The organism is Marinovum sp. E3 (assembly GCF_055755275.1).
In genome coordinates this window covers 2,285,863-2,298,996 of sequence record NZ_CM146908.1, presented here as the reverse complement: position 1 = coordinate 2,298,996, position 13,134 = coordinate 2,285,863, and the positions used below count along the sequence as shown (strand labels likewise).

Here is a 13,134-nt window from a genome sequence, read left to right as displayed (position 1 = left end):
CGCCCCAATCGGGGCGGCGCCGCAGAGCGCATTTTCCGGGGGACGACATGACAGCGGCAGAGCAACTTCGGGCAAGGGCCAGATACCGCAGGCTGGGGATGCAGGCGGCGCTGGTCGTCGTAACGCTTCTGGCGGTCTGGGGCGCGGTTTCGAACGCGCAATACAACCTGACCCGGTTGAACATGACCAGCGGCTTCGGCTTTCTCGAGCGGGGCACCGGCTGGAACTATTCTTTTTCGCTGGTCGAACGCTCGATCAACGACAGCTATGCCTACACCCTGTTCATCGGCTTGCTGAACACGCTTTTCGTGGGGTTCATCTGCATCGTCACCACCACGATCTTCGGCTTTCTGATCGGCACGATGCGCGATGTCCGCCACCCGGCGCTGCGCTTTGCCGCCAGCGTCTATGTGCAGATCTTCCGCAATATACCGCTGATCCTGCAAGCGATCTTCCTGTACGCCATCCTGATCCACATGGGCGGTCCGCGACAGGCGGTGAGCCTGGGGGATGTGGCCTTTCTGTCGGGGCGCGGCGCGATGCTGCCCGGGCTCAACGTCAGTCCGACGGTGGCGGTGGCGCTGCTCCTGGCCTCGCTGGCCCTTGGCGTGGCGCTGATCCTGGCGCGGCCGGTTTTCTGGCGCGGGCTGGCGCTCTGGGCCGGCGGCAGCCTGGGGCTGGCACTGGCGGTGGCGTTGGTGCTGCGACCCGAGGGCGAAAGCCTCTTGTCGTTGCCGGAGCTTCAGGGGCTGCGGTTCACCGGCGGCATCTCGGTGCCGATCGAGCTCTTTGCGCTGATCGCCGCGATCACGCTCTATGGCAGCGCCTATGTGGCCGAGATCGTACGCGGCGGTCTGGCGCAGGTGCCGCGCGGGCTGGTCGAGGCGGGGCAGGCGCTGGGGCTGAGCCGGGCGGCGATCTGGTCGCGGATCAAGGTGCCGATGGCGCTGCGCAGCATCATCCCGCCGCTGGGCAATCAGTGGATCTTCATGATGAAGGCCACCACCATCGGCATCGCCATCGGCTTTTCCGACCTGTTCTACATCACCGTCAATGCGATCAGCCAGTCGGGCCAGACGCTCGAGCTGATCGCGATGCTGATGCTCACCTTCCTCGCTATCAACTATTCCATCGCGCTGTTCACCAACTGGCTGAACGCCCGCCTGCAATTGAAGGAGCACTGAGATGGCCGTTGCCGAAATCATCCCGCCCAGCCGTTTCGAGACCTCGCGCCGGCTGTTTCTCAAGCGCGGTTTCGGCTCGCCCGGCTCGCTGGCGATCTCGGTGGTCGTCTTTGTCGTGCTGGGCTGGATTGCCTGGAGCTTTCTCGACTGGGCGGTGCTGCGCGCGGTCTGGCGCCAGGAGAACGTCGAAGCCTGCGGCCAGGGCGGCGCCTGCTGGGCGGTGATCGACGCGCGCCACCGGCTGATCCTGTTCGGCACCTATCCCTTCGGGGAACATTGGCGCTCGGCGCTGGCGGCGCTGGCGATCATCGCCACGGTGGTGCTGTCCTGCCTGCCGGCGATGTGGCAGGCGCGGCGGCTGGCGGCGCTCTGGGTGCTGGGGTTCGCAAGCTACTACCTGTTGATGGAGGGCAGCCTGCTGGGCTTGCCGCAGGTGACCACCGATGGCTGGGGCGGGCTGTCGCTGACGCTCTTTCTGTTTGCCGCGGTGGTGCTGCTCGGCATGCCGATGGGGCTCGGGCTGGCGCTGATGCGCCGGTCGGAGATGCCGGTGGTGCGTTGGTTCGCCATGGGGCTGATCGACACCATCCGGTCGCTGCCGCTGGTGACCACGCTGTTCACCGCCGCCGTGGTGGTGCCGCTGTTCCTGCCGTCCTGGCTCGAGGGCGACAAGATCTGGCGGGTGATCATCGCTTTCGCGCTGTTCTTTGCCTGCTATCAGGCCGAGGTGTTTCGCGGCGGGTTCCAGGCGATCCCCAAAGGCCAGGTCGAGGCCGGCAAGGCGCTGGGTCTGGGCTATTGGAGCATCCTCGGGCGGATCGTGTTGCCGCAGGTCTTTCGCCATGCCTTGCCCTCGACGATCAACATGGTGGTCGTGACCTTCAAGGAAACCGCGATCGTGACGATCATCGGCTTCTTCGACATCCTGGCCTCGGGCAAGACGGCCTTTGGCACCGCGGAGTGGGCGCCCTATTACATCGAGGTCTATCTCTTCGTGGCGGCGATCTATTGGGTGTTCATCTTTTCGCTCGGTCAATATGGCGAGTATCTGAAGCGGCGGATGACCTTGTCCGAGCGGTGATGCGGGGAGGGGCGCGACGTCTGCGCCCCTCCCGGGCACCTGGTTTCCGAATTGAGCCGGCGCGGCATGCGCAAAGAGAAAGCCCGAAACCGTCCTGCGACGGCTTCGGGCTCTTCTCAGCGCGGCACCTGTCGTCAGTCGAGCACCACGGTCCCCTGTGGCGTTTCGAGCGCAAAGGACAGCGCCGCCTCGCCCTGGCGCACCTCGGCCAGATGATCCACCCGCAAGGCCTTCAGCATATCCGTCAGAGCCTCGGGATCGGGATGCGACAGCCGCACCGTTTTCAGCCGAACGCCAAGGTCCTGCTGGCCGGCGCTGGGATGCGGACCGGGCGACCATTCGATGAAGGCCGGCAGCAGCCCGCCCATCGGCAGGCTGCCATCCGCTGGCACCGTCATTCGCCAGGACCGCTCGCCGCGGGCAAAGGGCACCACTTCGCCCAGATCGACCGGGCTGGCGGCGATCACCGCGTCGAGATCGTCGGTCCCCACCATCCAGCAAAGCGCGCGGGGCCGCGCGGCGAGCCGCGCCCGGGTGGCGGGATCGTCGAGCGTGAACCAGCGGGTGCGGCCGGGATCGGGCGCCTCGGGGTCGATGGCGATCAGTTCGAGAAAGCTCTCGTTGCCGGATTGCATGACGCAGTTGTGGGTGCTCATCGCGTCGTGTTTGCCGCCGCGCGGCACGGTGACGCCCAGCGTCTCTTGCAGCACCGCGACGCCCTCGTCGAGGCTCTGTGTGCCGATGGCGAAATGGTCGATCTTGTTGTGCATGTTCACTCCGATGCGGGGTTCAGAAGCGGGAGGGCGGCGGCGAGATCGGCCTTCAGGCTCGCGGTCTCTTCCAGCCCGATGTTGAAACGGACAAGCTGGCCATCCTCGGCCCATGTCCCGGCGCTGCGTTGCGGGGTGACCGGCAGCACGAGGCTCTCGTAACCGCCCCAGCTGACGCCGATGCCGAAGTGATGCAGCGCATCGACGAAGGCGGCGATCTGCGCATCGGAGCAGGGGTGGAAGACCACCGCAAAAAGCCCCGCAGCGCCGGTGAAATCGCGTTTCCAGTGCTCGTGTCCGGGGCAGTCGGGAAAGGCCGGATGCAGCACCCGTTTTACCTGTGGCTGCGCGGCCAGCCAGGCCGCCATCTCGCGCCCGGCGGCGTCGAAATGCGCCATCCGCAGTTTCAGCGTGCGCAGACCGCGCAGCGCCAGGAACACCTCCTGACCGCCGGTCTTGTCGCCCACTGCCATCACCGTCTTGCGGATGTCCCGCGCATGGGCGGCGGTGCTGGCGATCATGCCCATCATGCAATCGGAATGGCCGCTGAGGTATTTCGACAGCGAGGCCACCACCACATCGACGCCGAGGCGCAGCGCCCGGCAATTGACCGGCGTGGCCCAGGTGCCGTCCAGCACCGAGGGCACGCCAGCCGCCCGCGCGGCGCCGGCGATGGCGGGGATGTCGGGCACCTCGAAGGTGCCCGAGCCCGGCGCCTCGAACATCACCGCGCAGGTGGTGTCGCGGATCAGCCCGGCGATGCCGGCGCCGATCATCGGGTCGAAATACTCGGTCTCGACCCCCATGCGCGCCAGCACCCCGTCACAGAAGGTACGGGTGTTGCCATAGACGTGATCGGCCACCAGCAGATGCGCGCCGGGGCGGACAAAGGTCATCAAGGTCAGGCTGATCGCGGCGACCCCGGAGGAGGTGAGCGTCACGCCCGCCGCCTGTTCCAGCTCTGCCAGCGCCTGTTCCAGCTCGAAGACCGCAGTATTGCCATAACGTCCGTAATACAGCGTGCCACTGTCATAGCGGGCGTCCCGGGCGGCCTCGAAAGCGGCCAGGCTGTCGAATACCATTGTGGATCCGAGCTCGATCGGCAAATTGACGTGGCGGCCCTCGACGCGCGCGGGGCGGCCGGTCTGAACCAGGGCATCGGCAAGGGGGGCAGGGGGATGCGGCATGTTGGTCTCGCGCTGATGTGTCGAATTAGAAGATGACAGTCCGCGCTAGGTGTGTCAATATATGGCATAATCGTTTTATATATCGGCACACAGGTGAAGGTCATGAGCGAACGACAGACAAAGCTGACGGCAAGCCATTGGGGTGTCGGGCTGGCGACGATCGAGGGCGGACGCGTTGTATCGGTGGCGGGCCACCCGGCGGATCCCGCGGCCTCGGAGATCAACGCCAATATCCCCGGCAGCCTGCATGGCAGGGCGCGGGTGCGCCGCCCGGCGGTGCGCAAGAGCTGGCTGGCGGGCAGGCCCGGCGCGGTGCCGCGTGGCCAGGACAGCTTTGTCGAGGTCAGCTGGGAACGGGCGCTCGACCTGATCGCCGCCGAGCTCACCCGCGTGCGCGCGGCCCATGGCAACCGCGGTATCTTTGCCGGCTCTTACGGCTGGTCGAGCGCCGGGCGGTTCCATCACGCGCAGAGCCAGCTCAAGCGGTTCCTCAACACCATCGGCGGCTTTGTCCGCTCCGAGGGCAATTACAGCTACAATGCCGCGCTTGGTCTGATGCCGCATATCGTCGGCCCCTATCGCAGCCATGTGGCCCAGGCGACGCGCTGGCCGGTGATCGCGAAACACGCCGATCTGGTGGTGATGTTCGGCGGCATGGCGCTGCGCAACACCCAGGTCAGCGATGGCGGGGTCTCGCGTCACCGAATGGCGGGCAACCTCGCTGCCTGCGTCGAAAACGGCGTCTCCTTCGTCAACATCAGCCCGCTGCGAAGCGATGCCGCCGAAGTGCTGCGGGCCGAATGGATGCCGGCGCGGCCCGGCTCCGACACCGCTCTGATGCTGGGGCTGGCGCATACCTTGCTGCGCGAGGGGCTGCATGACCCGGCCTTTCTGGCGCGTTACACCGTCGGCTTCGACCGGATCGAGGCCTATCTGACCGGCGCCGCGGATGGCGTCGCCAAGGATGCGGACTGGGCCGAGGCGCGGACCGGCGTCGCGGCCGAGCGCATCCGCGCGCTGGCGCGGCGGATGGCGGCGGGACGCACCATGATCTCGGTCGCGGCCGGGGTGCAGCGCACGGATTACGGCGAACAGCCGATGTGGATGGCGGTGACGCTGGCGGCGATGCTGGGGCAGATCGGTCTGCCCGGCGGAGGCTATACCGTGGGATACGGGGTCAACGCCAATATCGGCAATATCGAGCGCCCGTTCCGCTGGGGCACGATCTCTCAGGGGGTGAACCCGGTCACCGATTTCATTCCGGTCGCAATGATCAGCGAGATGCTGCTCAACCCCGGCGGCAGCTATCGTTATCAGGGCGAAACGCGCACCTTTCCCGAGGCGCGGCTGGTCTGGTGGGCCGGGGGAAATCCGTTCCACCACCATCAGGATCTGAACCGGCTGCATCGCGCCTTCCAGACGCCCGATACGGTGATCGTCAACGAGGTCAACTGGACCGCCACGGCGCGCCATGCCGATATCGTGCTGCCGGTGGCCGCCGCGCAGGAGCGGACCGATTTCGGCGCCGGCAAATCCGACAATGCGCTGGTGCCGATGCCGCGGCTGGTGGCGCCCGTGGGCGAGGCGCGGGTGGAATATGACATCTACGCCGATCTCGCCGCGCGGCTGGGCGTGGCCGAGGATTTCACCGAAGGCAAGACCGCCGACGGCTGGCTGCACGAGATCTGGGAACTGACCCGCAGCCGGGGGCGGGAGAAGGGCTTTGACCTGCCGGACTGGGAGAGCTTTCTCGCCGGTGACGTGATCGCGCTGGACGACCCGAGCCCCGATCAGGTCTTTCTCGCCGGGTATCGCGCCGACCTCGAGGCGCATCCGTTGCCGACGCCCAGCGGCCGCATCGAGATATTTTCCGAGACCATCGCCGGCTTTGACCTGCCCGACTGCAAGGGCCATCCCGCGTGGTTCCCGCCGCGCGATCTGGCCGCGGGGCAGGGCGCGGCGTACCCGCTGGCGTTGCTCTCGGGCCAGCCCAAGACCCGGCTGCACAGCCAGCTCGACAATGGCGCCTACAGCCTCAGCCACAAGGTGGCGGGGCGCGAGCCGGTGCTGATCCATCCCGAGGATGCGCAGGCGCGCGGCATCGCCGAGGGGGCGGTGGTCGAACTCTACAATGCGCGCGGGCGCTGTCTGGCGGGGGCACGGGTCACCGACGAGGTGCACCCCGGCTGCGTCTTTCTCTGGACCGGTGCCTGGTGGGACCCGGATTTTGCCGCCCCCCAGGCCCGCGACCGCCACGGCAACCCCAATGTGCTGACCCATGACCTGCGCACCTCGTCGCTGACCCAGAGCCCGGCGGCGCATTCCGCGCGGGTCGAGGTCCGCCGGTTCGAGGGCACGCCGCCGCCGGTCGAGGCGCATGATCCGCCGGCTTTCGACGCGGCACCATAACTGATAACAAGACAAAAACAGGATCCGACAGACATGAACATGGACGCCCCGAAAGAGCCCAAGGTGGATTCGACGCTGTCAAAGGGCCTGTCGATCCTCGAAAACCTCGTCGCCTCGCAAGAGGGCAAGGGTGTCACCGATCTGTCCAAGGAGCTGGGGCTGACCAAGTCCAACACCTTTCGCCTGCTGCAAACGCTGGTGACGCTGGGCTATGTGCAGCACCTGCCCGACAAGACCTATTCCGCCACGCTCAAGACCTGGCGGGTCGGGCGGGCCTCGGTCGAGAATCTGAACCTGCGGGAACTGGCGGCGCCCGAGCTGTCCTTCCTGTCGCAGGAAACCGGCGAGACGGTCTATCTGGCGGTGCGCGAGGGGCTCTCGGTGGTCTATATCGACAAGGTCGACAGTCAGAAGCCGATCCGCTCGTGGAACGCCATCGGCGGCACCGCGCCGCTGCATTGCGTCGGCACCGGCAAGGCCATTCTGGCGGCCGATTACGACAAGCTGCGCGATCAGATCGGCCCCGCGCTGACGCGGCACACCGACCGGACGCTGACCGATCCGGGCGCGCTCGAGGCCGATCTCGGGCGCACGCTCAAGCGCGGCTTTGCCTATGACACCGGCGAGTTTCGCGACCGCATCCTGAGCTTTGGCGCCGCCATCACCCTGCCGGGCGGCGAGCCGGTCGGCGCGCTGGGCATCTCGCTGCCCGACATCAACATGCCGGAGGGCGGCGAGGAACGTTTCGGCGCGCTGGTGGCGCATGCGGCCCGCTCGGTCTCGGCCAAGCTGGGCAGCCGTTAGCGGCGGGCGGCGCCCGGGCGTCACGACGCGGGCTTGCGCCCGGAGGAGACCCGCCCCGGACGGGATCCGGGGCCTCTGGCCGGGCAAGGGCGAGGTCCCGGAGCAGGTCCGGGACGGGTGTTGAGATGCGCGTGCGTCCGGACTGTGCGCGTCCGTCTCAGGATTTCGGTTCGGGGAATTCCACCGGGCCGCCCTGTTTCTCCCAGGTCGAGAAGCCGTCTTTCAGATGCGCGGCCTCGAATCCCATGTCCTGAAGCGTGGCCGTGGTCAGCGCCGAACGCCAGCCCGAGGCGCAGTGGAAGACGAATTTCTTGTCCTCCTGCGCGAAGATGTCCTTGAAATAGGGGCTGTCCGGGTCGACCCAGAATTCGATCATCCCGCGCGGCGCGTGAAAGCTGCCCGGGATATAGCCGCTGCGCTGGCGCTCGCGCACGTCGCGGATATCGACCACCACGACATTCGGATCGTCCAGCATGGCGATCAGGTCGCCGGTTTCGATCTCTTCGATACGGGCGCGGGCGTCGGCCACCATCTGGGCCGAAGAGGTCTTGAGCTGTGCCATGGTCTTTCCTTCGCTCTGAGTTGTGCTGATATATAGAACTGATATTTCGTATATTGACACACCGGCAACGCCCATGCAAGCCTTTGCGCAGAGAGGACAGCCCCTCGCAGAAGGAGATTCGATACATGACCGCACAGGACGCAATATCGCTCTGGGACGCCTCTGCGCAGGAGCCCGACTATCGTGCGCCGCTGGATGGTGACGTCTCGGTGGATGTGGCCATCGTCGGCGGCGGCTTTACCGGTCTGTCGACCGCGCTGCACTGCGCTGAAAAGGGACTTTCGGCGCATGTGATCGAGGCCGAGCAGATCGGCTATGGCGGCTCGGGCCGCAATGTCGGGCTGGTCAATGCCGCGCTCTGGCTGCCGCCCCGCAAGGTGCGTGAGCAGCTTGGCGACACCTATGGCCCGCGCTTCATCAAGCGCTTCGGCAAGGGGCCGGAATATGTCTTTTCGCTGATCGAGAAACACCAGATTCGCTGCGAGGTGACCCGCACCGGCACCATTCACGCCGCCCATGGCCCCAGCGGTTTTGCCAATCTTCAGGACCGGCACAAGGAATGGCAGCGACTGGGCGAACCGGTCGATCTTCTGGGCCGTGACGAGGTATCCCGGCTGATCGGCACCGATCATTTCCACGGCGGTCTGGTCGATCACCGCTGCGGCACCATCAACCCGATGGGCTATTGCCGGGGGCTGGCCCGCGCCGCGCTGGGCGCCGGGGCCAAGATCAGCACCGGCCTGCGCGCCACCCGGCTGCACCGCGACGGCAACCTGTGGAAGGTCGAGACCACGAAGGGCGTGATCACCGCCAAGGCGGTGGTGCTGGGCACCAATGCCTATTCCGACGATCTCTGGCCCGGGCTCAAACGCATCTACACGATCATCAACTATTTCCAACTGGCGACCCGGCCGCTGGGGCCGGAGGCCAGCGACATCCTGCCCGGCCGGCAGGGCGTCTGGGACACCGGGCAGATCATGTTCAACGTGCGCCGCGACGCCTATGACCGGCTGTTGATCGGCTCCATGGGCAAGGTCATGGGGCACAAGGATCGCGGGCTGTCGCATCGCTGGGCCAGAAAGCAGATTGCCCGGCTCTTCCCCAAGCTCGGCCCGGTCGAATTCGAGGAGGCCTGGCACGGCCAGATCGCCATGACCCCCGACCATTTGCCACGGATTCACGAGCTTGCACCCAACCTCTTTACCCCGATAGGCTACAACGGGCGCGGCATCACCACCGGCACCATGTTCGGCGAAACCATGGCCGGGCTGCTGACCGGCATGGACCGTGCCGATCTGCCGCTGCCGATGACCGAGATGTCCACGGTGCCGGCGGCGCCCCTGATGTCGCGGCTCTATCAATCCGCCTTTACCGCCAACCAGCTACTCAAGGCCATCTGACCCATGACCAATCCCATGATCCGCGTCGGCGTCGACATCGGCGGCACCTTCACCGACGTCGCGCTCGCCCATCCCGAAGGTCTGTCGACCTGCAAGGTGCTGACCAATTACTCCCAGCCGGAACAGGCCATCCTCGACGGCATCTCGATTGCCGCCGACAAGGCCGGCATCGCCCTCGGCCGGATCGGCCAGGTGATCCACGGCACCACGCTGGTCACCAATGCGCTGATCGAACGGCGCGGTGCGCGGCTGGCCTTCATCACCACCGAGGGCTTTCGCGACGTCATCGAGATGCGCTCGGAAAACCGCTTCGAGCAATACGACCTGAACCTCTCGCTGCCCAAGCCGCTGGTGCCGCGCGAGGATCGCTTTACCCTGAGCGAACGCATGGGCCCCGAAGGCGAGGTGCTGCTGCCGCTGGCCGCCGCCGAGGTCGAGGCGATGGTGCAGCGGGTGCTGGAGGGCGGCTACGAGGCGGTGGCCATCGGGCTGATGCACGCCTATGCGAATGACGCCCATGAACGCCAGATCGCCGAGGCGCTGCGCGCCGCCGCGCCGGAGCTGTCGATCTCGCTCTCCTCGGTGATCTCGCCGCAGATGCGCGAGCTGCCGCGGTTCAACACGGTGATCGCCAATGCCTATGTACAGCCGCAGGTCGCCGATTACCTCGGCCGGCTGGTGCACCGGCTGGGCGAGGCCGGGGTCACGGCGCCGGTCTTCATGCTGCATTCCGGCGGCGGGCTGATCTCGGTCGAGGTGGCGGCGGAACAACCGGTCCGGCTGCTCGAATCCGGCCCGGCGGGCGGCGCGATCTTTGCCGCCGATTTCGCCCGCGGCCATAAGCTCGACTCGGTGCTCTCCTTCGACATGGGCGGCACCACCGCCAAGATCTGCCTGATCGAGGACGGCGCACCGAAGACCGCCAATACCTTCGAGGTGGCGCGCACCTATCGGTTCAAGAAAGGTTCCGGCATGACGGTTTCGACCCCGGTGGTCGAGATGGTCGAGATCGGGGCGGGGGGCGGCTCGATCGCCTCGATCGACGCGCTCGGCCGCATCCAGGTGGGGCCGCGCTCGGCCGGCTCCGAGCCGGGACCGGCCTGCTACGGCAAAGGTGGTCAGGAGCCGACAGTGACCGATGCCAATCTGCTGCTCGGCCGGCTCGACCCCAATAATTTCGCCGGCGGCGCGATCCCGCTGTCGGTAGCGGCCTCGGAAACCGCCGTGGCCACGCGACTGGCCGAAAACCTCGGGATGAGCGCCTCTGACGCGGCCTTCGGCGTGACCGAGATGGTCGACGAGAACATGGCCAATGCCGCCCGCGTGCATACCGTGGAAAACGGCCGCGACATCGAGCATTTCACCATGATCGGCTTTGGCGGCGGCGCGCCGCTGCATGCCTGCCGGCTGGCCGAGAAGCTGGGCATTGCCGAGGTGATCATTCCGCCCGGCGCCGGTGTCGGCTCGGCCATCGGTTTCCTCAAGGCGCCGTTCAGCTACGAGGCGACGCGCGGCCTGTTCCAGAGGCTCGATGACTTCGACGCCGCCAGCGTCAACACCGCCCTGGCCGAGCTGGAGGAAGAGGCCACCGCCTTTGTCGAAGCCGGCGCCAAGGGGGCCGAGACCACGACCCGGCTCACCGCCTTCATGCGCTACGCCGGTCAGGGTTGGGAGATCCCCGTGGCGCTGCCCTACAAGACTTTCGCCGATGCGGACAAGACCGAGATCCTGACCGCCTTCGAGGCCGCCTATCGCACGCTCTTCGGCCGGGTGATCGAGGGTCTGGGAATCGAGATCACCAATTGGTCGCTGGTGGTGGCCTCGGTGTTGCCGGAAACCCCGCCGGTGGCGCGCCATGGGTGCGGCGCCGGGGTCACCGCCCGGCGCAAGCGCCAGTTCTACGATGCCGCCCTGCGCAAGAGTGTCGAGGCACGCGAGGTCGACCGCGCCGAGATGGCTGCCGGCTGCGCCGTCGACGGCCCGGCGATCATCGTCGAGAACGAAACCACAACCATCGTCACCTCGGGCTATCGCTGCGTCGGCCAGGGCGACGGCAGCCTGCGCCTGATCCGCAAGGGAGATATCGCATGACCCCGACAGCCATTGACTATCAGATCATGTGGAACCGCCTGATCGCGGTGGTGGAGGAACAGGCGACAACGCTGATCCGCACCGCGTTCTCGACCTCGGTGCGAGAAGCCGGCGATCTTTCGGCCGGGCTGTTCGACCGGCAGGGCCGGATGATGGCGCAGGCGGTGACCGGCACGCCGGGGCATGTGAATGCCATGGCCGAAAGCGTCACCCATTTCGTACGCGAGATCGGGCCGCAGAACATCTTCGAAGGCGATGTCTTCATCACCAATGATCCCTGGATGGGCACCGGCCACCTGCATGACATCACCGTCGTCTCGCCCTCGTTCCGCGACGGCCGACACATCGGCTTTTTCGCCTGCACCGCGCATGTGGTCGACATCGGCGGGCGCGGCTTTGGCCCGGACGGCAACGAGGTCTATGAAGAGGGCCTGCTGATCCCGATCATGAAATTCGCCGAACGCGGCACAGTGGCGCGCGAGCTGATCCGCCTGGTGCGCGCCAATGTGCGCGAGCCCGATCAGGTGGTGGGCGACATGTATTCGCTGGCGGCCTGCAACGAGGCCGGCGATCGGCGGTTGCAGGCGATGATGGGCGAGTTCGGCATTGCCGATCTCGACGGCCTGTCCGACTTCATCATCGACGCCAGCCGCAAGGCCACCCGCGAGGCCATCGCCCAGGTGCCTGACGGGCAATTCAGCCACCAGATGCAGGTTGACGGCTATGACGCGCCGGTGCGGATGCAGGTGCAGCTCGACATCGACGGCGACAGCCTGAAGGCCGATTTCGCCGGCACTTCGGGAATGAGCCGCTTCGGGGTGAACTGTCCCGAGGTCTATACCCGCGCCTATGCCTGTTATGGTCTGAAATGCGCCATCGCTCCGCAGGTGCCCAACAACACCGGTTCGCTGGAGCCCTTCGAGATCACCGCGCCGGAAGGTTGCATCCTCGCCGCCAAACGGCCGGCGCCGGTCTCGGTGCGCCACGTTCTGGGCCATCTGGTGCCCGATGTGGTGCTGGGCGCGTTGCATCAGGCGCTGCCGAACACCGTGCCGGCCGAGGGGGCCAGCGCGCTCTGGAACATCCAGATTTCCGCCCGGCCCAGCGATCCCGACAGCGGGCTGCCGGGGCGCGAGGTGCTGATGTTCAACTCGGGCGGCACCGGCGCGCGCCCCGCGCTCGACGGGCTGTCGGCCACGGCCTTCCCGTCCGGCGTCTCGACGATGAGCGTCGAGGCGACGGAACATGTCGGCCCGATCACCGTCTGGCGCAAGGATCTGCGCGAAGGCTCCGGCGGCGCCGGGGCGCAGCGCGGCGGGCTGGGCCAGATCATCGAGATCGAGGCGCGCGCGGGCTATGATTTCTATTTCAACGCCATGTTCGACCGGGTCGACAATCCGGCGCAGGGGCGCGACGGTGGCGGCGCGGGTGCGCCGGGCCGGGTGGAACTGGCCGATGGCACGCAGTTGCGCAGCAAGGGCCGGCAGCTGGTCAGGAACGGCCAGCGCCTGCGGCTCAGCCTGCCGGGCGGCGGCGGCTATGGCGCGCCCGAGGATCGCGACCCGAGCCGGGTGGCAGACGACCTGCGCGCCGGGCTGATCGCGCCGGAGCAGGCCGAACAGGACTATGGATACAAAGGATAAGAT

At 66.9% G+C, this 13,134-nt stretch carries 10 protein-coding genes; 7 read left to right on the top strand and 3 right to left on the bottom strand.

Annotation, left to right across the window (positions count from 1 at the left end; all coding sequences use genetic code 11):
• Positions 1–47: 47 nt before the first annotated feature.
• Together AC0J5K_RS11250 and AC0J5K_RS11245 are read left to right on the top strand one after the other, a co-directional pair.
• Positions 48–1,184, top strand: coding sequence for an ABC transporter permease subunit (locus AC0J5K_RS11250; RefSeq protein WP_083415950.1), 1,137 nt, complete (start codon positions 48–50; stop codon positions 1,182–1,184).
• Position 1,185: 1 nt separating this feature from the next.
• On the top strand, positions 1,186–2,265 hold the full coding sequence (locus AC0J5K_RS11245) for an amino acid ABC transporter permease (RefSeq protein ID WP_048530772.1): 1,080 nt from the start codon (positions 1,186–1,188) through the stop codon (positions 2,263–2,265).
• 134 nt (positions 2,266–2,399) lie between these two features.
• Here the strand turns inward: AC0J5K_RS11245 and AC0J5K_RS11240 are convergent, their stop codons facing one another.
• Together AC0J5K_RS11240 and metC are read right to left on the bottom strand one after the other, a co-directional pair.
• Positions 2,400–3,035, bottom strand: a complete 636-nt coding sequence (locus AC0J5K_RS11240) for a VOC family protein (RefSeq protein ID WP_274562832.1) — start codon at positions 3,033–3,035, stop codon at positions 2,400–2,402.
• Between the two features lie 2 nt (positions 3,036–3,037).
• Positions 3,038–4,222: a cystathionine beta-lyase gene (gene metC / locus AC0J5K_RS11235; protein ID WP_274562834.1), complete on the bottom strand. Its 1,185-nt coding sequence runs from the start codon at positions 4,220–4,222 to the stop codon at positions 3,038–3,040.
• A 102-nt stretch (positions 4,223–4,324) separates the two neighbouring features.
• Here metC and AC0J5K_RS11230 point away from each other — a divergent pair, with 102 nt between their 5' ends.
• Together AC0J5K_RS11230 and AC0J5K_RS11225 are read left to right on the top strand one after the other, a co-directional pair.
• Positions 4,325–6,631 (top strand): molybdopterin-dependent oxidoreductase, encoded by a 2,307-nt coding sequence (locus AC0J5K_RS11230; RefSeq protein ID WP_274562835.1) that lies wholly within the window; start codon positions 4,325–4,327, stop codon positions 6,629–6,631.
• 33 nt (positions 6,632–6,664) lie between these two features.
• Positions 6,665–7,435 carry an IclR family transcriptional regulator gene (locus AC0J5K_RS11225; protein WP_048530781.1) on the top strand — a complete coding sequence of 257 codons (771 nt, stop codon included), beginning with the start codon at positions 6,665–6,667 and terminating at the stop codon, positions 7,433–7,435.
• 157 nt (positions 7,436–7,592) lie between these two features.
• Here AC0J5K_RS11225 and AC0J5K_RS11220 read toward each other — a convergent pair whose 3' ends face one another.
• Entirely contained in the window at positions 7,593–7,997 is a 405-nt protein-coding gene (locus tag AC0J5K_RS11220; protein ID WP_048530783.1) for a rhodanese-like domain-containing protein, read from the bottom strand.
• Between the two features lie 125 nt (positions 7,998–8,122).
• Here AC0J5K_RS11220 and AC0J5K_RS11215 point away from each other — a divergent pair, with 125 nt between their 5' ends.
• Genes AC0J5K_RS11215 through AC0J5K_RS11205 form a run of 3 tightly spaced genes read left to right on the top strand, consistent with a single transcriptional unit; the run spans position 8,123 to position 13,131 of the window.
• Complete coding sequence (locus AC0J5K_RS11215; RefSeq protein WP_274562838.1) at positions 8,123–9,397, top strand: NAD(P)/FAD-dependent oxidoreductase; 1,275 nt, start codon at positions 8,123–8,125, stop codon at positions 9,395–9,397.
• Positions 9,398–9,400: 3 nt separating this feature from the next.
• Positions 9,401–11,488: a hydantoinase/oxoprolinase family protein gene (locus tag AC0J5K_RS11210; protein WP_274562840.1), complete on the top strand. Its 2,088-nt coding sequence runs from the start codon at positions 9,401–9,403 to the stop codon at positions 11,486–11,488.
• Entirely contained in the window at positions 11,485–13,131 is a 1,647-nt protein-coding gene (locus AC0J5K_RS11205; protein WP_074835221.1) for a hydantoinase B/oxoprolinase family protein, read from the top strand. The genes AC0J5K_RS11210 and AC0J5K_RS11205 overlap by 4 nt, the downstream gene beginning before the upstream one ends.
• Positions 13,132–13,134: the final 3 nt, after the last annotated feature.